Origin of the sequence: Larkinella sp. (genome assembly GCF_965227735.1) — a bacterium.
Classification (GTDB): Bacteria; Bacteroidota; Bacteroidia; order Cytophagales; family Spirosomataceae; genus Larkinella.
Genome location: NZ_OZ245776.1, coordinates 6,903,045 through 6,921,946, shown reverse-complemented (window position 1 = coordinate 6,921,946; position 18,902 = coordinate 6,903,045). Strand labels below are relative to the sequence as shown.

Here is an 18,902-nt window from a genome sequence, read left to right as displayed (position 1 = left end):
CAAAACCCACAATCCCGTAGGAATGAATCAGGTTATAGCCCTCATTTCCCGATCATCATCTTTTTGGTTTGCAGCGTTGTCCCCTGGCGCAACTGAATGAGGAAAACACCCTGCGCACCGGTCAGCGATACCTTTTGCCGCTGGGGACCAGTTCCCTCGACGGACTTGCGATACCAGCCCCGGCCGGTGGCATCGACCACCGACAGTTCACCCGGTTTTCCGGCTTCCAGGGTATAGCGAATCTCAAAGTTACCGTCCGACGGATTCGGCCAGACCGTCAGCAAATCGCCCGATTCAGCCCCCGAATCCTCGACCACACTCAGGCGGCTTCCCACCGGACAATTCAGGGATTTCGGCGACCATTTCAACACAAAACTGCTGTTCTGCACTTTGGCACTAATCTGAAAGGACGCCCCCGTTTTGACGCTGGTGGGCGTAGGGAAACTGTAGGCATGGGCCCCGTTTCCTTTGCCTGAGTCTTTCAGATCCTGCCGGAAAATATCGGCTTTGACCGTACCGATCGGGTTATCATTGGCAAAAAACTCGACCATTAGGGGCGTATTGGGCTTGTTGCGGTCCCAGACCCACCCCCGAATGCTGCCACACTCCACCTTGTCGAGATAGCCTTCAAAATTTCCCGTCACCGTTGTCGATGGCGGTACGGAAACTGCCGGGCTTACCGTCAAAGAAATCACCAAAAAACTACGGGCCAACTGGCTGTCCGTGGCGGTGTAGGTCAGACTAAAGGTACCGCTAACCGTCGGCGCGCCGGTAATAACCCGGGTTCCGGGCGTGAATCCCAGGCCGTTGGGCAAGCCATTCAGCGCATACGTCAGCGGGTCGGTGTCCGTAAAGGGCGCTAACGTGATGGTATAAGCCGCATTGACCGTGGCCGACAGCGGAGATATTGCCGGGGGTTGCGGTTGCTGGTTAACCGGTTCCGGCACACTACCGGTCGTGCTGACCACGAGTGAAACCAAAACCGGCGTGGTGGCAATGCCATCCGAAGCTGAATAGGTCAGATTGAACGTGCCGGGTACTGTGGGCATACCGGTAATATCCCGCGAAATCGGATCGAACGACAAGCCGCCGGGCAACCCACTCAGGCTGTAGTAGACCGCACCATAATCGGCGTCGAAAAACATCGGCAAGGTCCACGAAAAACCCGTGTTGACCGTGGCCGACAAGGGGGCGATGGCGGGCGCGAGCGGCACATAGTTGGTCAGTGGACAGGTGACGGTTTTAGGCCCCTGCTTGAGTGCGAACGTGCTGCCCTTTATCCGGGCCGACAGCACGTGCGGTTTGTTATCGTACAGGCTTTTAGGCGGCTCAAACGCATAGGCGTGTAATCCGTTTCCTTTCCCGGCGGTTTTCAGTTCTGACCGGTAAATATCGGCGACGGTAAAGGCGATTACATTCTGCCCTTCCAGGATCTCCACCACCAACGGTGCATTGGGCTTTTTGCCATCCCAGGCCCAACCCGAAATAACCGTGCAACTGGCCGTGCTCAAATAGCCATCGTAGGCGGTTACGGGGTTCACTTTAACGGTCAGGGCGTCAGAAAAGACGCTTTCACAACCAGCGCTTTGCCGACACCGGGCCTGGTAAGTGGTCGTTGTGGCCGGGCTTACCGTTAGCTGGCTCCCACTTTGCCCGGTGTTCCACAACACCGTCTGGGCACACCCGGCGGCTGTCAATACCGTACTCTGCCCGGCATTGATCGCGGTCGAACTGGCACTTAGCGTCGGCACGGCGGGCGGACTGGGGCAGGCACCGATCAACAGCGGATTACTGTATTTAAAAAGTCCATCTTTATTAAAAATTTTCAGGCGGTAATACGCCACGGCGGACGCATTCGGATGGGTGAATGCGTAGGTTTTTTCAACGGCACTATTGCCCGATGCCGCCACCTCTCCCACCTTGCCAAACGTCAGCCCATCGGCACTGAACTCGACTTCAAACCGGCTGGCGTCTTTTTCGGAACCGGTCGTCCAGTTCAGTGTTTTTTCTGCTCCGGAAACCTGTCCCGTAAAATTGAGCAGAGTTACCTCTACGGCGGAAGGGTCCTGATCAGGAAACTCAGCAAAATACTGGTCCAAAACCGTGAGCCGTTTGTCAACCCAGCTCAGAATAGCCGCATGTTCCGACAGCCGTAAGGTTGCGGGCCACCGCAATTCTTCGCGTTTATAGGCCCCTTCATTGGTTAGCAGGGTCGTGTTGTCGGTCAGGTTCTTTTTATAATTGGCATTGGTCAGGTCGCCCTGCCGCAAGGCCAGCCACCGCTTCTTCATCCTGCTTTTAAAACCGTTCGGATTCAGCGTTAACAGACGATAATAAAAGCCATTGAATCGCACATTCTCGGCAACCGGTTCCACCGACCCGTAATAATTTCCCAGGGTTACATCGAAATCCCAGGGCAGAAAAATGTAAGGTTCGTTTTCTTTGTAGCGGGCAATAAATTGATTGTTTCCAAAATTGTCGTCCGATGCCCCCACCGCATTTAAAAACAGAAAATTATCGATCAGATTATCCATTTTAAATTTCCCGGCCACCTGGTTTTTAAAATCCGCATCGGTCGATTTATTGATAAATGTTGCAATGCCAAACAAATTATTCCAGAAAGGCGTTTTGGGATAATCCATCTCGTAGCCCGACCAGGTTGCGGAATTGTTGTCAAAGGGCGATAAAAGGTTGTTATTGAAAACACTGGTAAACCAGGTCGCATCGGTTTTAGCCCCCGTTTTATAGAGTTCCCCCCGGATTTCGCCATTGTCGCGCGTCTTTTTCAGCTTGAGTTGCTTGCGGTCGAGGTCTTCCGTGATGACATAGACGCCGTTGTAAGAATTGTTGATGAACACGTCACAATACCGGGTTCTGATGCCGGGAAGCGCACCAGCCTCCTGACCGGCATAATAGAGTTGATGCATTTTTAGCCAAATCGCCCACGAGGCCACGTTGTTGACGCGCAGGGGTTCGTTGTAGAGGGCCAGAAAAAGCCACTTGCTGTCTTCCCGCATACCAAACAGCGACGTTTCAAGTTCTTCGTTGCCTGCGGGATCTTTCCAGAGTTCCAGGTTATAGGACTTTTTGGGATTCAGCCGCGAGGTGTTGCCTCTGACCCGAACGCCCATGCTGTATGAAAGGGGCGAATTTCCTGGATTGGCAATCGAAACCGTACCTTTGGTGCGGTTGTCATCTTCACTGATGGCAACCCCATTGGTGTTGAAAGCAATAATGGGGAAGGTTGTAAAAAAGAGTTTGTAGTTCCCGGCAGTGCTGGCAAGCGTATATTCTTTCCCAATCTGAAAGGCTTCTCCCGTTGCGGAATACGTGTAATTTTTGTCAAAAACCAGCGTCAGGGGTTGTGGCGACGTTGGAATAACCGGTATCCGGTTGCAAACAATCAATTTTAGACCGTTGTCAACTTTATAATCTTCCGATGCAATCGTTATGGGTTGGGCAGCAGCATTTAAAATGCACAGCAGCCAAAGGCAAAGCAGATAACCAGGTATTAGCCGATCAGGCTTAAATGTGGGTTTCATGAAACAATAGTTTGGAAGTTTATTCTACAAATCCATAACATCTCACTTCTTCAAGCTAAATTTGCTTGCACACCCATATAGCACAGGAAAGCGGGTAGTTTTTTTACCGCGTCCCCGTTACAACTTAAGAATATTCAATGCCTATAATCCACGCATCAGTTAACTAAAACCTTTACAAACATAGAATATTTATAAGTATTTATTTGTATATACACATCTTTTTTTATCCATAATAGCTCGCAAAAAAGTAATTATTTGACGATTTTATACTATTATTTTAGTAAATCCAAGCAATTCAAGACACTATTTATCAAACGGATGCATAAATATTTTACATATTTTACGGTTAGTCTATACGTTAACTTTATAGTACAATTTAACTAAGCCAATTATCAGACTATAATTATTTAAATTACAGGCATTTTACATTCTGTAATGTTCTTTTTAATATAATTTTCCGTTACAAAAACCAAAACCGGTATTATTTTAATACTAGTTATAAATACTCATTAGTTTTCGCAACAAAAGCACATTGGGTGGTGAAGCCAACGAATGGACGGAAAACAAAAAAGGTTGTCCGGTAAAAGTGCTGGCTTTTACCGGACAACCCGATGAATGGCCGAAGCCTGAGCAATTAACCCAGGCTTCCGGACTTAATACCGTTCGACTTCGAAGCGCGATACCCCGCCTTCGTAGTGAATGTTTATTTTTTTCGCCGTACCGGCATAACCCGGTGTCTGGTAGACGCCCCCGCCAATTTCGACAAAACCGTCGAGCTTTTTAACGGTCAAAGCACCTTGTGTTTCGACCTGACAACCGGTGGTTTTCGGGATCTTCAGGGTCACCGACGTTACACCCGACTCGATCCGAACGTCGGATTGCGGAACCCGATCCCCCAGTTTTATCTCAATGTCGGCGGCACCGGCTCCCAGTTTAACCGACCGCACGGCGTAGGCACTCAGGTCAAAGTCGGCCTGTCCGGCGCCAATACCAAAATCGAACGTCCAGGTGGGTTTCGGATTCAGCCGCAAATCCACCAGATTGACCAGTTCGCCGGATTTCAGCTTGATTTCATCGTCGTCCAGCTTCAGTTCAATCTCCGCCGAGCGCGATTCGTCACTGCGGTTGACCGACATGCTGTATTTGCTGACGCTCATTTTGGTATCGGCTTCGACCAGGCTATCGGACGGTGCGCCGATGTAAAACCGCCCCGCTCCGCTTTCAAACTTCAGCGAAGCCTGCTGAATGACGGAATCCATCGGTTCGGCAATGTGGCTGGTTTGGACCCGGGGTCGGCGATCGTTGCGGTCACCATCGTCGTCATCCTCATCGTTACGATTATGATCGGAATCATCGTCGTCATCATCATTATTGTAGCGGTATTCGTAGCGGTCGTTATCCCAGCGGTTTCCGTGGAACATGCCCACAATGGCCAGGGGTACCGAAACCGCCAGCAAAACGGTGGTGACCAGCGCGGCTGCCGAATTCGACTTCGCAAAGATCAGATTCAACCCGGCCAGAATGATCAGCACCGGCCAGAACCGCGAGAAGAAACTCCAGTCGATGTAGAACCAGCCGTAATTATGAGCCAGAAACACCACGCCGAGCGTGATCAGGGCGATGCCCCAGAATAGTCCTGTTCGCTTCATGTTGGATCAGAGCGGTTGTTGTGGCGGGTTGTTGGACGCATACGGATCGGCGTACGGATCTGAGCCGCTGGTGTAACGGTCGCTGGACGGTGGGCCTTCGTTGTGCGGACCATTGTTCTTATTCCGATCCTTGACAATCAGCCAGGCCCCGATCCCGATCAGGATCAACGGCCACATATCGCCGAAGTTGATATCGAACCAGCGATCGAGCAGAAACAGAAAGCCGATTCCGACCAGAATTGACCCTCCTACGAGGTTACCATTGCGTTCATTCGTATTCATAGTGGTGTACTGATTAGTTAAAGGTTCTGTTTTAAGCGACGCATAATAGCCGGAAACCCGTTCCGGTAATACAATCCACAAGATAACATAAATTATCAGGGACGGGACGTGGGGCAGGAAAAAGCCAGCCACGAAGAGAACCCGGATCAAGGTCCGGTCGATGTTGAAATACTGGGCCAGTCCGGCGGCTACCCCGCCTAACATAGCTTCGTCGCGAAGACGTTCTAAGCGTTTAGTCATGAGCGTATTAGTTAAAATACGCTGTAAACGTATCGCGGTTTTCGGTAGCTTAAAAGGAAGAAAGGAAGAATGGACGCCGATTGGGATGAAAGTACGCCAGGACTGATAATAGGTAATACATACTACCGGGTTTAACCTAATAATTCAGTCGTCGGTTTCCAGAACCTCCAGAATATCCATCAGTTCGCCGAATTCGCGCGAACCGGGGCGGTCTTCGTCGCCCCCCGTGAGCGCAATGCCCTGAATCGGCAGGTCGGTCAGCAGGTTTTCGATCGAATCCGGCGTAAAACCGATGCCGAGCAAAACCGGGTACCGGGCCGCCAGCGGTTTAAGCGTCGCTTTCAACTCCTCATCCAGGTTTACGGCACCTTTGCTTTCGAGGAGAAAGTAATCGACCTGATCGGATTGAACGGACGAAAAGAAGGTTTCCAGTTGATCGAGCGTCAGCAAGGATAAGTCAGCTTTCAGAATGATCCGGCAATCGAAGGTCGACAGATAGGGCAACAGGGCCGCTTCTTCAATCTGGAGGACGTCAGGCTGGTAGACTTCCAGCAACCGCTCAATTTCCACAACATCGATCGAAGCCGTCTCCCCGACGATGTGTACCCCGGCCACCCACGAACGAATTTCCCTGAACGTAACCGGAGGCACGTACTGCTCCGCGTTTTCGTCCATGGAAAACCCCAGCATATCGACACCCATACCGGCGCAGTACCGGGCATCACTCAAATTGGTTACATTACTGATTTTAACAACTGTTTTTAAAGCCATACGCGGGGATGTAGTTCTCGGTTTACAGTTTACGGTTTACGGTTTGTAAAACCCGGATGGAGAACACCGAAACGACTGAGGAGCGAAAACCGGTTTTGGTTGAAGCTGCAAAGGTAAATCCGGTTTTGCATTGCCCACCCGTTCAGCGGTAATTATTGTTTCCGCACTCCCACCTGCTCACACCATTCCAGCACCGGGCAGGTCGGGCAATGCGGGTTTGGGCCGGTGCAAATGTGTTTGCCAAACGGCATCAGCAGCCGGTTGATGTCGATCCACTGGTCAACGGGCACTTTTTCTTCGAGGGCTTTCAGAGTCTCCTCCGGCTGCCGGGTTCGGACCAAACCCCAGCGGTTGGTGACCCGGTGGACGTGGATATCGACGCTGATGGCGGCCTGTCCGGTGGCGACGCCCAGCGTCAGATTGGCGCATTTCGGTCCAACGCCCTTGAATGAAATGAGGGTTTCAAAATCGGCGGGAATCTGTCCGTTAAACTCATCCACTACCCGCCGGGCAATGCCCAGCATGGTGTAGGCCTTCTGTTCGGGGTACTGCGTCCCGTTCAGGAGTGTGGCGAGTTCAGCCGGGTCGAGTTTCAGGAGTTGGTCGGGCGTTCGGGCCACGGCAAACAGTCGCAAGGAAACCGGAATGGTGGTTTCGTCCAGCGTGCGGATGGAGATGATACACGCGATCAATTGTTCAAACACCGCGTTATACCCCCGCTCGAACAGATCGAACATGGCGGCTTTCGGATACGGCCGGATGGCGTCCTCAATGCGATTGAGAACCAGTGACAAATCAAAGTTGGGCTTCACGCTCTCTTTAACTCAAAAAAAGCCGGGTGGTTTATGGTTTCCACCGAGAGTTCACAGAGATTTGCAGCGGTTTTTCGGATAAACGATCTCAATCGCTCAAAACCGACTTCAACACTTTAGAAATACGACGATGCGCACTGTAGTTTTATTGGTGATTTCCAACCTGTTCATGACCACCGCCTGGTACTGGCACCTCCGCTACAAAGGCGAGGCTTTGTGGAAAGTGATTCTCATTAGCTGGCTGATTGCCTTGGTTGAATATTGTTTTGCCGTGCCGGCCAACCGCATCGGCTCGTATCAATTCTCCGCTTTCGAACTTAAAACGATCCAGGAAGTCGTCAGTTTGCTGGTGTTCGTCGCCTTTGCGGTTTTGTATCTCAAGGAAGAAATCAAGTGGAATTACATCGTCGGTTTCGCGCTGATTGTGCTGGCGGTCTTTTTTGTGTTTAAGAAGTGGTAGGTTGCGGGAGAATGGGGCACAGCTAGTAGACTTTACGGCTCCACTCCTTTGTCCAGTTGATCAAGCTGTATTCTATAAAACCGATGACAACACGACGCGATTTTCTAAAAACAACCGGTAGCCTGGCCGCGGGGGCCTTGCTGTATTCCCCCTTCGCGGAAGCCGCCAAAGTCAAAAATGTAGGCATTCAATTATATACCGTCCGGAAGGAAATGCTGGCCGACGCCGTGGGTACGCTGAAACAACTGGCGAAAATTGGCTACAAAGAACTGGAATCGGCCCGCAGTGACAAAGGGAATTACTATGGGTTGAAGCCGAAAGAAATCAAAAAAATTGCCCACGACCTCGGCATGAACGTCCGCAGTGGCCACGTTCACATCGACAAGGATTGGAAAAAATCGGTCGACATGGCCGCCGAAGCCGGGCAAAGCTACCTGGTGTGTTCGTCGCTGCCGTCGGAGGGGCAAACCGTTGCCAATTACCAGCGTTGCGCCGACACGTTTTCCAAATCCGCCGAGGATTGCCAGAAAGCCGGTCTGGTGTTTGCCTATCACAACCACGATTACGAATTTGAAAAGAAAGGCGGTAAACCGCTGTACGACATTCTGGTCGAGAAAAGCGACGCCAAGCTGGTCAAAATGGAAATGGACCTGGGCTGGGCTATCCTGACCGGCAACGACCCGCTGAAGTACTTTGCCAAGTATCCGGGCCGTTTTCCGCTCTGGCACCTCAAAGACATGGACAAGGTAAAAAAGGAAAGCACCGAGTTTGGCAAAGGGCAAATCGACATTGTGAAAATGTTGAAAAACAGCGACAAATCCGGCATGAAGTACTTCTTTGTCGAACAGGAAGAATACCCGAAAACCGCCATGGAAAGCGCCAAATATGACTTCGATTATCTGGCGAAGCTGACGTATTGAGTTGGCGGGTGGGGGAATGCCCCACGATTTTTAACAAGCTGTTTGAGTTAATCGGGGAGAGCCCTGGAAGGGCGGTCTGTCAATAGTCCACCGCCGATAGCAACTCGTGGTAGCTCCGGAGGAGCGGCATAAAAATATCTCAGGCCGCTCCTCCGGAGCTACCACGAGTTGCTATCGGCGGTGGACTATTGACAGGACAGGCCTCCGGCCTTAATTCAAACAACCTCTAAGCACTATTTATTTGAAAAGAGGCTAACCGGCTATTTGTAGATAGTCGATCTGTCTCTTTTCGATTTTTAACCAGATCCCGCATTCAGTACACCTTAAGTGCCCTTTTTCACTTCGAATGAAAACCTGTTGTTCCTGATTCAATATTATTATATACAAATTATAATGTTACCAATATTTTATATAACAAAAACATAAAAATATTTCTTAATAAATGCTTGGATGGATGTGGCTTGCTGTCTTATAATTGCTTGCACATACTACAAAATAGCTATAATGATCAACTTTTTACGAAGCAAGATGCTGCCCCGATTCGCGGTTCTTACCGTCGCCTTGATGACTCTATTCGGGGTTACGGCCTTAAAGAAAGGAGAACCTATTTACAAGACTCCTCGTTCCGGGAAAATCCTACCTCCGTTACGATCCCACCAAACACCCCAGTTACAAAACCGGATGTTCGATAATGACCCCATCCGTTTCAGCATGAAGTCCAATCGAACCGAGATCGCCCTGGGGCAACCCATTGAGCTGACCATCACGGCTCAGTATCTCAATCTCTCGCCAGCACTGCTCTACACCGGTGCGGGTTCCGGCGGTTTCCGACTGAAACTACTCCTGCCCGAAGGCTTCATCCGCACCGGTGGCGACTATGCGGATTTAGTGAGCACCGAACTTTCTCCCTCGAACGCATTCGTCCGGTATACCGTAACCGGCTACTTTACTCAGGTCGGAGCCGAAAGCACGTTCCGACTCTTACGCAGCCACTCGAATGCCGACCAGACCAGTCTTTTCGTTGAAAAAGCCCGCGTTTCCCTAACGCTCGTCAACTCGGCCGAACCCATGCGCAACCGACAGGCCCGGGAAAGTGCCAACAATCCTTCAAACGGGAATTATGAAGGCCATTTTGACGGTGCTAACTGCGACAATTTCTGGGGTTGGGTCTATGACCGCAACAATCCAAATACGCCCATTACGGTCGAAGTGGTGGCCAACGGTCAGGTTGTGGGCAGTTTTACCGCTTCAGAGTTTCGACAGGATTTACAGAATGCAGGCAAGGGCAACGGACAGCACAGCTTCAACTTTGCTCCTCCGGCTTCGATCAAAAACGGACAGAATCAGTCAATCAGTTTACGCGTACAAGGCAGTTCCTTTACGCTGGAGCAGGGACCCAGAACGATTCAATGTGCGGGGAGCGGCAGTTCAGGAGGGACAACACCCCACCAACTAATCCGGGTACCACAACGCCCCCACCGTCCAACAATCCATCAAATGGGAATTATGAAGGACATTTTGAGGGAGCCGACTGCGGTAACCTGGGGGTTGGGTCTATGACCGCAACAATCCCAATGCCCCAATAACCGTCGAAGTAGTGGCCAACGGTCAGATAGTCGGCAGTTTTTCAGCCGCCAATTTTCGGCAGGATTTGGTAAATGCGGGAAAAGGGAATGGACAACATGGCTTCAACTTTGCTCCACCGGCTTCGATCAAAAACGGACAGAATCAGTCGGTCAGTTTGCGCGTACAGGGTAGTTCCTTCACGCTGGAGCAGGGACCCAGAACGATTCAATGTGCAGGGAGCGGCAGTTCCGATGGAACAACCACCCCACCGACTAATCCGGGTACCACAACGCCCCCACCATCCAACAATCCTTCGAACGGCAATTATGAAGGCAACTTCGAGGGAGCCGACTGCGGTAACCTGGGAGGTTGGGTCTACGACCGTAACAATCCGAATGCCCCAATAACCGTCGAAGTGGTGGCCAATGGACAGGTGGTCGGTAGTTTTTCAGCCGCCAATTTTCGTCAGGATTTGTTGAATGCGGGCAAGGGGAATGGCCAACACGGTTTTAACTTTGCTCCACCGGAATCTGTTAAAAACGGACAGAACCAATCGATCAGTCTGCGCGTACAGGGCAGTAGTTATACATTGAACAATAGCCCTAAAACGATTCAATGTGCAGGGAGCGGCAGTAGTGGTGGAACGGGAAGTAATCCGGGAACAAATACTCCTGAAACGGGTAATTGCTCGGTAGGAAATCCAAAGGGACATCTTGACAATGCTACTATGTATTCTGTAGGTGGCTGGGCATTGGATGAAAATAATCTGACTAAGACAGTACTGGTCGATATTTTTGTTGATGGGTTAAAATTAGCCACTGTAGAAGCCAATGAAGACCGGCCCGATTTAGTTGGAGCCTTTGGCAATAATCCGGCGGCTCGGTACCATGGATTCAGTGCGGAGTTTGGTCTTTCAGGGGCTGGAAATGGTATAGGTACTGTAACCACACGAATTTGCGGTTCTACTTCGGATTTGCCTACGAGCATTAATTCTCAGGTTAATTTTAGAAGCGATTTCTTTATTAATCCAGACCTCATTCCAATAACAATCGATGGAGGAATACTGAAAGTTTTTGTTTTGATAAAGGCAAAAAGGCCTAGCGAAGGTGACGCTGGTGGACCTACTGGACCTGCTGGACCAGCAGTAGGTATAGGGGGACCATCTACTGCTGGAGGTAGTGGTGGAACTGGAACTTCTTATCCAATAAATCCATCAGGCCCTGTTAACAAACCTGCTCTTTATCCAGTAGGAAGGCAGTGTGAAGTATATAAATACATGTGGGACCGTACATTTAGCATGCATAAAGAGCAACTTTCTCTAATGACAAATCAAGGAATATTCTTAATGCCCGATACAAAAAATACTGTAAACCTTTCCCATATTGAAGGCTATCCAGGTTTAACTATCAAAGTGACAAGTAGTCATTCAACTTTGTATCTTAATGGGAAAGAATTAATTATTGAAGGTATAGTTCACACTCACCCTCCGACAACTATTTATCCTACAGGTAATGGTTTATCACAAGGTGATCTTTATGTAGCCCAATTTTACAATGCCCCGATTTTTGCAATAACTCAAACTGGAATTTATCGGGGTAGACCTGGTGAGGCTGCGCCAGGCACGTTATTATTTTCAAATGAAAATGAAAGCTTTAATTGCTCATTAACAAATAGCAACTTGTACCTTTACAAATAATAAACTTTAAAATGGCACTGTTTTAAAACAGTGCCATAAAACATTTTTTTCAAGTAAATTTCAAAATCATGAAAAATTCAACTAGAAGTTTTTTTTATATCACAATGGCATTTTGTATAACGGTTATTCTTCCATCAAAGTCTCAAAGTTTAAACTCATTCCCTTCTCAAATAACAATTTCAGACACAATCTTATTGAATACTATCAAAAAATATCAGAAATTTGTTTCGAACCAAGAATCTTTCATAGTAGGGATAGAAAGGAAATCAGACACAACAAAATACTATATTAGCGCTATCAGAAGTTTATATAAATTATCACAAAATTTACCATCTTATTATGCCAGTGTAAATAATGGTTTTATTTTATTATATAGTGGACTAGAATCAATAGTATTGGTAAATACAGAAAACAAGAAAGAGTTCTTGAAGAAATTCAATAAAACTCTTGAGAATGACATCCTACCAGATGGAAGCCAGAGTTCTATTTCAAAAAATGCACTTTATGACCCATTTCAAATACAACTTTTGACAATAAATGGTAAACGAATAAGTGAAGACTATAAAACTGGATTTGGGGCAAACGGATTTCCATACTTCACAAAATGAAAAATATAGGATTGCTTTATAATAATAATAATAAAGCAATCCTATTTAAAACAAGACACCATTTCAGTTATTCAAACCGCCCTTGAAGATACAAAACTCGATTCAATCTTTAAAATATCTTTTCCTGGAAAGGAACTTAAGTTAGTACGGAATCAGTATGTCAAAGCGGACTATAAAGTGATTTACCGGGGAAAGCAGACGCTACTTGTTGAGTATGACTCTTCTTACTATTACCCATCCAATGACCCAAAAGCGGCTCGCTTTTTTGGGGTTATCAATCTGTTTAAGAGCATTTCGAAGGATCAGGCTAAAGTTGTCTTGGTATTTCACGGCGTAGGAGTCGTAGCTGACTTTTTGGTTGATCGAGTAGATGAAAAATGGCAGGTCAGCAAACGTGTATTAGGTCGGATTTAATAACATCAGTCGTTGGACACATCCTAAACGTTTTTCATTTTCATAACGAGTTAATGTTAAGTTTGTCGAGAACTTTTGTATTGATTTGCTCCGCCTTTTCCTGGTGTTCTTGCCAGGAAAAGGCGCGTACTGTAGAGATGAATCTTTCGAAAAAGGACACAATTGCAGTTATCGAAACGGCACTAGCGGACAGTACACTAAATTCGATTTTTCTTGAATCGTTTTCTGGAAAGAACCTAAAAATAGTTAGCAATGAGTTTGTATTACCTGATTATAAGATTGCTTTTAAGGGTAAGCAAATCCCAATCGTCAGTTATGATTCAACCCTCCACAATCCGACTTTTTATCCTATTCCAGCTCGTTTTTACGGAGAAGTCTTTCAATTTAAATTACTTCCAGATCAACAAGTTGCTATTTATTTATTATTTCGTGGTACCGGTCTAACCGCTGATTATACTGTACGGAAATCGAATGGTAAATGGCAGATAACAAAACGAGTTTTGGGAAAAATTTGACGACAGGTCAGGTTACTTGGTAAATCTCAAACCACTTTGAAAGGTTAGAAAATTGATCCAACAAGAAAATCATGACTAGGCGGGAGAAAATTGACGAAATTAACTTAAAATACAACAAGTGGGTGATTGCCATCCACCTCAACAACGTCACCTATCATACTATTTGGGGATACGATTCTTTAACTAAGAATGGTGATACAAAGTTATTGATCGATCAGAAAAAAAATATACTGTTATTCAAAACGAAGCAAGGTCCGGCAGAAGCGGTTTTAACGTATAGCATTCCTATTTTTGATACAGAAAATTCAACAAACTGGGCGCAAGAAATACTAGACATAGTCAATTCATATGAAGGTGAATCAATAAATAATCTCGATCATCTTCAATCCATTGTCGAACGATATACCTTTGATAATATCGACTGCATAGCGCCTGAAGACGCCCAGAATATCGTCGATTTCGTCAATTTGTTTACCGATTACGCCGATCAGATCGGCGACCCCTCCTTACTGATTCTATGGAATAGTCCTGCCATAAAATCTTTTTGGGAATACCTGTACAATCAGTTCTTCTGGACTATCCCTGCGGATGAGTTGAAAGAAAAGCAAGCGGAGATACTGGAAAACTACCAGGCGGATTCCTGCAAAAAAGCATTGATTGATATGTTAGCAGTCTTTAAATCGCGTTTGGTCGTTTATTCAAATTGACAATCTTAAATGTTACTTTTTTCATCTCCTTCCCTATCGAAATGCGTTTATATCATCGCTTTGCTACCCTTGCTGGTGGGTTGCCAAAATCAGGAAAAAGCTGGCTTTGCGAAAATACCACAGCGGGATTCTACTGCGATCAAAGAAGAAATCGCTGTGATCAACCAGAGTCTGCGCTATCTGAACCCCGACGAACCTAAACCCACCTGGGACTCTCCGTACCGGGGAGTCATGAGCCAGGGCCTGGAAGGAGAGCCGGTTTGGGTTGGCTTTATGTCGGGGGTTTTCATGCCGCCACCCGCTCATTTTAATGAACGGGTGGCGCGAATGGAAGCGGACTGGGACAAGCGGTTCAAAGGGGTTGATACGGCCTTCCGGGCGGTTTTCCGTAACTTGCTGGATTTCTGGAATCCTGACTTCCCACCCCATCTGGATTCCATACCCGTCGATCAATTACCGCAAGGTGGACCTGATGATGTGATGTGGCGGAATTGGAAAGGCTTCCCGGCGTCTGACACTTACAGTATCTATGCCTTTGTAACCCCTTCCTGGCTGGAGTTACATGCGCTATCAGATGAAAAAATCCTTGGTTTCCCCTATCGGAAGTTAGGTACACTAAGCATCTCCCATGTAGCTTTTTCACAGGATAAACAATTGGCCTGCTTCCTCTACGACATGTGGGGGTATTCCGTGCATCGCTACGGCGTCGTATTTGCCCGGAAAGTCAAGGGGAAGTGGAAAGCTGATGGCGATTATTACCTCTCGATCAGCTAATGTAATTCGATCAACACCCCTGTCAGGGTCTTCGACCGCTGACAGGGGTCATTAACTTCTAATATTTCACCACCTTCTTCCGCACCACCTGCGACCCGATCCGGATCTCGACCAGATACAGCCCGCCCGGCATCGTTCGAAGGTCGAGCGTCTTTTCAAAACCGTCGTCGGTTTTCTGGTACTGCTGTTTCAGCACCTCCACTCCGGCCACGTTGCGGACCGACAGCGTTAGGATGCCCCGGGATGTGTTCCGGAAGGAAACCGCCGTTAAACCGTCGCTGGGGTTGGGAGAAACCGTCAAGGCCTCATCCGGCAGCGCAGTAGGCACGCCGGTGATCGTGCCGGGTTGAACGTAAATCCGGGCCGTCGCCGTCGCATTACACAGATCCAGACCGGAACCCGTCACAGTATACGAGGTCGTTTGCGTGGGCCGGGCAATGACCTGACCGCCCAGCGTACTGCTCAAATTCTGACCCGCCCAACTGAAAATACTGGCGCCACGGGCATTGAGCGTTACCGGCTCGCCCGGCAGCACAAATTGTTTGGATGCCGTCAGCTGAACGGACGGTTTCATGCCGACCCGGGCCGTAATTTCGTGGGCAACGTTGAGCCCCTGGCGAACCCGGTACCGCTCCCATTCGCCATTGGCATTCTGCTCCCAGGAAGTTCCCAACAGCGATTCGCCGTCGCGGGTTGTGGTCAGGGCCACCGTATCTCCGGCCACATAGGTAAGCTCGATGCCGATGTGGAACGGCAAACCGCTCAGCGGAACGTTCCGGTCAAAAACAATGCTGGTGGCGCGGTTGTTGGCCACATCCTCCAGAATGGTTCGGAGGGGCACTTCTTTCGTTTCCAATACCGCACCCGGTCCGTTCTGGAAGCCCCGGGCGTTCCAGACGCTCACCGTGACGATGGATTCCGTTTCGGCACCTTTGGCGGCTTTTGCTACCCCAAACCGGAGCGAGGCCCCGTGCATGTTATTATAACTCAGTGAATTATCGAAAAACTCGGAAACCGCCTTGGTTTTACGACTGTTCTGGCCGGCGACATACCCGGTTCCGCCCGGCTGACGCAACACGGTTCGGGTGCCACTGAAATTGGTCTGGTCGGCACACAGACCGACGTTCAAGACTTCAATGTATTGTTCCCTGACAAACGGAGCCGACGAACCGGCGGCATTGGAAGCCACCAAAGTCACCCGGAATTTGCCGGGCTGGTTGTAGGTCACCACCGGATTTTGCTCCGTCGAACTCGAAGGCGTGCCGCCTTCGAACGTCCAGGTCCAACTCGTCGGGAAGTTGGTCGACAGATCGGTGAAACGCACCTGACCGCCCAACAGAACCCGGAGGTTTTCGGCCCGGAAATTCGCCGTCGGACGCGCCACGACGGAGGTTCCGCAGACATTAGCATTCACGAGGTTAGCCCGGCGAAGTGCCACCTGCATCACCGCCCGCATGCGGGTTTTCTGACCGCGCGTGAAGATGTTGAAACAGGCGTCGTCGGAATAATCCATGTAATTTTCGACCATGTTGGTGCCTCCGCAACTCACGCGCCCTTTCTGACAACCCCGGCTTTCGGATGCCTGCGTCGGCGTGTCGTCCACAAAGTCATTCCCGCAGTTGGCATCTCCCCAGATGTGAATCAACCCCAGCCAGTGGCCCACTTCGTGCGTCAGCGTCCGGCCCAGGTTATACGGAGCCTGCATCACCGGAAAGTTGCCTTTCTCGGCATTGCCAAACGACTGATACCGGATCACCACGCCGTCGGTGCTGCCCGCCCCCGAATTGGGCGATAAACCCGGCAGGGTCGACTGGCTCGGAAACTGCGCGTATCCCAACAGACGGTCGTCGGAGGCCGCAAAATCAACGACCCAGATGTTGAAGTATTTTTCGGGATCCCAGAATGTGTTCGGTTTCAAAACGCCGTCGATGTCGGCCTTGCTCCAGGTCGATTTGCCGAAATTAGACGCCCCGTTTACCCGGTCGATCCCCCGTTCCGTAATCGTTCCACCCGTGGGGTTGATGGCGGCCAGGCAGAATTCGATTTCGATGTCGGCCCCGTTGGCATTGTCGTTAAAACCGCGGGTACCCGGTTTCCGGCGAAAGTCTTCGTTGAGGGTTTCCAACTGGGCTTTTACCTGCGCTTCACTGATGTTGCGGCCCGTTCCGACGGCTTCGCCCGCGTGTACGACGTGAACCACCACCGGAATGGTGAGCACCACATCGGCCAGCCGACCCGTCCGTTCCAGTTTCTTGATCTGTTCAATGCGTTCCTGGAGCGTCTTTTCAAAAGCCGCCCGGCTACCCATTTCGGGATATTTAACCCGTAAAGCACTGTCCATCTGCATGGTTGCGCATTGCTCCCGCGCTGGCTGGCTGGCCAGTTGCTGCCAGGCCGGGATTTGCTGGGCCGATCCGGAGTAGAATCCGCAAACGAGTAGAGCAATCGAAAAAAGTATACGTTTAAGCATAAAAAGCAATCCAGTTAGGTCGGTGATCGATCCGGTGAGTTACGCCGAAATTCAGTACCGTATTTCTCCTTTATTTTGTGGTCGAATTGAACGTAAACCGGTAACTGGCGTCAATCGGTTCGACGTAAATTTTGTCGTAATAGATTTCCACTGTCATCGACGTTTCCGTCAGATTCTTGATGGTAAACGGCAAGATGCTGCCACTAAAAACCGGAATGACAAATTCCAGGGTAGCGTTGGAATTGATCATCGTCCAGCTATCTTCAAAAAGTGTATCGGCTTCGGTTGTGCTGCATTTGGTAGTCCCATTGAGGTATTCGAGTTTGTGAGACTCGTCGGCATAAAAAACGTACCGGTCGTCGCTCCGGCAGGGATCAAGCGCGTTTTGAATCGGTATTACCCCCGACTTCTTGCCCTCATCGACTACCTCGAATGACACCAGCCGCCAGATTTTCTTTTCAGTTCCGGTCAGCAACTGGCTGTAGGTAATGGGTTTCGGTTCCAGTTTTTCGGAACACCCGGCGAAAAGGCCCATCAAACCGGCTGACAAAACCAGCAAACGGATATAGGTTTTCATGCTGTTCATTATTGTGGCGTATACGTAAACGGAAAAGTAATCGTCCCTATCGAGTCTTTGCCGGAAGGGGTCGTAAAAGTCGCTCTCCAGCGTAGACTCAGGGTGATCTGACGGTTTTGCGGATTCCACGAACCCGTTCCCGACAGCGTATCTCCGCCCAGATCCGCATTGGACTGAACGGGAATCGTCAGGGAGTTATCCCCGTTGTCGACAAAAGTGAAAGTGGGTTTGATGGCGTTGAATCCAAAAAAATCAGCCATCCCGATGTTCCAGTTTCCGATGGTGTAGGTTTTGCAATCGAGACTGGAAATGGCAATGTCGGGTAAGGTAGCGGTAGTGGTCGACAGTTGGAGGATATTCACATACGCGCCATTTTGCCGGGCACCCGAATAGGTCCCGCTGAACAGGCAATCATCCTCAATGGTGAACGTAAGGCTTTTCCCCAGCAGCCCTTCCTTGCCAAAACCCACCCGCAGCGACGAAGGCTGCACATCGGTCAGCGTAAGCACCACCGTCTGGGATTCCAGAATGTTGTTGGCGTTGTTGATCAGCTTCAGATTGATGGTGCCGGAACTCTGCTTGGCCGGAATCGTCACGGTGCCTCTGGTGCCTTCAATGACATAATCCTTGCCCTCGCGGGCGGTTCCGCTGATGACATAGTTAATTTTAATGGCCTCATCCAACTGCGGCCCGGCGTTGTGCACCTTAATGCCGATCGTCTTGCTGTAACTTTCCTTATAGGTCAGCGACGAGTCGGTAAACCGCACAAAATACGGCCCTTCAAACGTTCGGTCGATATCCTGTTCCTCACAGGCCACCACCAGCCAGCCCGTGGCCAGAGCGATAATACAAGTGAATAGGTATTTATAGTGTCTCATTTTTCGTCAGATTCAAACCAC

The 18,902-nt window shown here is 49.3% G+C and carries 16 protein-coding genes; 8 read left to right on the top strand and 8 right to left on the bottom strand.

Annotated elements, in window-relative coordinates:
• Positions 1 to 41: 41 nt before the first annotated feature.
• The 5 genes from ACO064_RS27250 to ACO064_RS27230 form a co-directional block, all read right to left on the bottom strand.
• Entirely contained in the window at positions 42 to 3,407 is a 3,366-nt protein-coding gene (locus ACO064_RS27250; RefSeq protein ID WP_421830349.1) for a CotH kinase family protein, read from the bottom strand.
• A 788-nt stretch (positions 3,408 to 4,195) separates the two neighbouring features.
• Positions 4,196 to 5,191 (bottom strand): LiaI-LiaF-like domain-containing protein, encoded by a 996-nt coding sequence (locus ACO064_RS27245; RefSeq protein WP_421830348.1) that lies wholly within the window; start codon positions 5,189 to 5,191, stop codon positions 4,196 to 4,198.
• A 6-nt stretch (positions 5,192 to 5,197) separates the two neighbouring features.
• Positions 5,198 to 5,713, bottom strand: coding sequence for a PspC domain-containing protein (locus tag ACO064_RS27240; RefSeq protein WP_421830347.1), 516 nt, complete (start codon positions 5,711 to 5,713; stop codon positions 5,198 to 5,200).
• 144 nt (positions 5,714 to 5,857) lie between these two features.
• Positions 5,858 to 6,484 (bottom strand): N-(5'-phosphoribosyl)anthranilate isomerase, encoded by a 627-nt coding sequence (locus ACO064_RS27235; protein ID WP_421830346.1) that lies wholly within the window; start codon positions 6,482 to 6,484, stop codon positions 5,858 to 5,860.
• A gap of 152 nt (positions 6,485 to 6,636) precedes the next feature.
• On the bottom strand, positions 6,637 to 7,296 hold the full coding sequence (locus ACO064_RS27230) for an endonuclease III domain-containing protein (protein ID WP_421830345.1): 660 nt from the start codon (positions 7,294 to 7,296) through the stop codon (positions 6,637 to 6,639).
• 130 nt (positions 7,297 to 7,426) lie between these two features.
• On the opposite strand from ACO064_RS27230, the gene ACO064_RS27225 reads away from it, so the two are divergent.
• The 8 genes from ACO064_RS27225 to ACO064_RS27190 all read left to right on the top strand — a co-directional run bounded on the left by ACO064_RS27225 (position 7,427) and on the right by ACO064_RS27190 (position 14,956).
• Complete coding sequence (locus ACO064_RS27225) at positions 7,427 to 7,756, top strand: DMT family protein (RefSeq protein ID WP_138990697.1); 330 nt, start codon at positions 7,427 to 7,429, stop codon at positions 7,754 to 7,756.
• Positions 7,757 to 7,839: 83 nt separating this feature from the next.
• A complete protein-coding gene (locus tag ACO064_RS27220; RefSeq protein ID WP_421830344.1) occupies positions 7,840 to 8,676 on the top strand; it encodes a TIM barrel protein in 837 nt (278 codons plus the stop codon).
• Between the two features lie 711 nt (positions 8,677 to 9,387).
• Positions 9,388 to 10,236 (top strand): hypothetical protein, encoded by an 849-nt coding sequence (locus ACO064_RS27215; RefSeq protein ID WP_421830343.1) that lies wholly within the window; start codon positions 9,388 to 9,390, stop codon positions 10,234 to 10,236.
• A gap of 37 nt (positions 10,237 to 10,273) precedes the next feature.
• Positions 10,274 to 11,938, top strand: coding sequence for a hypothetical protein (locus ACO064_RS27210; RefSeq protein WP_421830342.1), 1,665 nt, complete (start codon positions 10,274 to 10,276; stop codon positions 11,936 to 11,938).
• A 68-nt stretch (positions 11,939 to 12,006) separates the two neighbouring features.
• Entirely contained in the window at positions 12,007 to 12,546 is a 540-nt protein-coding gene (locus tag ACO064_RS27205) for a hypothetical protein (RefSeq protein WP_421830341.1), read from the top strand.
• A gap of 551 nt (positions 12,547 to 13,097) precedes the next feature.
• The gene (locus tag ACO064_RS27200) at positions 13,098 to 13,475 is read left to right on the top strand and encodes a hypothetical protein (RefSeq protein WP_421830340.1); all 378 of its coding nucleotides are present in this window, start codon (positions 13,098 to 13,100) and stop codon (positions 13,473 to 13,475) included.
• Between the two features lie 71 nt (positions 13,476 to 13,546).
• Positions 13,547 to 14,182 (top strand): hypothetical protein, encoded by a 636-nt coding sequence (locus ACO064_RS27195; protein ID WP_421830339.1) that lies wholly within the window; start codon positions 13,547 to 13,549, stop codon positions 14,180 to 14,182.
• A 9-nt stretch (positions 14,183 to 14,191) separates the two neighbouring features.
• Positions 14,192 to 14,956: a hypothetical protein gene (locus ACO064_RS27190; RefSeq protein WP_421830338.1), complete on the top strand. Its 765-nt coding sequence runs from the start codon at positions 14,192 to 14,194 to the stop codon at positions 14,954 to 14,956.
• Positions 14,957 to 15,014: 58 nt separating this feature from the next.
• Here the strand turns inward: ACO064_RS27190 and ACO064_RS27185 are convergent, their stop codons facing one another.
• The 3 genes from ACO064_RS27185 to ACO064_RS27175 all read right to left on the bottom strand — a co-directional run bounded on the left by ACO064_RS27185 (position 15,015) and on the right by ACO064_RS27175 (position 18,881).
• The gene (locus ACO064_RS27185) at positions 15,015 to 17,426 is read right to left on the bottom strand and encodes a M43 family zinc metalloprotease (protein WP_421830337.1); all 2,412 of its coding nucleotides are present in this window, start codon (positions 17,424 to 17,426) and stop codon (positions 15,015 to 15,017) included.
• 70 nt (positions 17,427 to 17,496) lie between these two features.
• Complete coding sequence (locus ACO064_RS27180) at positions 17,497 to 18,003, bottom strand: hypothetical protein (RefSeq protein ID WP_421830336.1); 507 nt, start codon at positions 18,001 to 18,003, stop codon at positions 17,497 to 17,499.
• A gap of 8 nt (positions 18,004 to 18,011) precedes the next feature.
• Positions 18,012 to 18,881, bottom strand: a complete 870-nt coding sequence (locus ACO064_RS27175) for a hypothetical protein (RefSeq protein ID WP_421830335.1) — start codon at positions 18,879 to 18,881, stop codon at positions 18,012 to 18,014.
• Positions 18,882 to 18,902 lie beyond the last annotated feature (21 nt).

What these genes read in the sequence shown, in the direction of transcription:
- ACO064_RS27245 (WP_421830348.1), bottom strand. Translation starts at nt 5,191, where the DNA reads ATGAAGCGAACAGGACTATTCTGGGGCATCGCCCTGATCACGCTCGGC.
- ACO064_RS27240 (WP_421830347.1), bottom strand. Translation starts at nt 5,713, where the DNA reads ATGACTAAACGCTTAGAACGTCTTCGCGACGAAGCTATGTTAGGCGGG.
- ACO064_RS27235 (WP_421830346.1), bottom strand. Translation starts at nt 6,484, where the DNA reads ATGGCTTTAAAAACAGTTGTTAAAATCAGTAATGTAACCAATTTGAGT.
- ACO064_RS27225 (WP_138990697.1), top strand. Translation starts at nt 7,427, where the DNA reads ATGCGCACTGTAGTTTTATTGGTGATTTCCAACCTGTTCATGACCACC.
- ACO064_RS27220 (WP_421830344.1), top strand. Translation starts at nt 7,840, where the DNA reads ATGACAACACGACGCGATTTTCTAAAAACAACCGGTAGCCTGGCCGCG.
- ACO064_RS27215 (WP_421830343.1), top strand. Translation starts at nt 9,388, where the DNA reads ATGAAGTCCAATCGAACCGAGATCGCCCTGGGGCAACCCATTGAGCTG.
- ACO064_RS27205 (WP_421830341.1), top strand. Translation starts at nt 12,007, where the DNA reads ATGAAAAATTCAACTAGAAGTTTTTTTTATATCACAATGGCATTTTGT.
- ACO064_RS27200 (WP_421830340.1), top strand. Translation starts at nt 13,098, where the DNA reads ATGAATCTTTCGAAAAAGGACACAATTGCAGTTATCGAAACGGCACTA.
- ACO064_RS27195 (WP_421830339.1), top strand. Translation starts at nt 13,547, where the DNA reads ATGACTAGGCGGGAGAAAATTGACGAAATTAACTTAAAATACAACAAG.
- ACO064_RS27190 (WP_421830338.1), top strand. Translation starts at nt 14,192, where the DNA reads ATGTTACTTTTTTCATCTCCTTCCCTATCGAAATGCGTTTATATCATC.
- ACO064_RS27185 (WP_421830337.1), bottom strand. Translation starts at nt 17,426, where the DNA reads ATGCTTAAACGTATACTTTTTTCGATTGCTCTACTCGTTTGCGGATTC.
- ACO064_RS27180 (WP_421830336.1), bottom strand. Translation starts at nt 18,003, where the DNA reads ATGAAAACCTATATCCGTTTGCTGGTTTTGTCAGCCGGTTTGATGGGC.
- ACO064_RS27175 (WP_421830335.1), bottom strand. Translation starts at nt 18,881, where the DNA reads ATGAGACACTATAAATACCTATTCACTTGTATTATCGCTCTGGCCACG.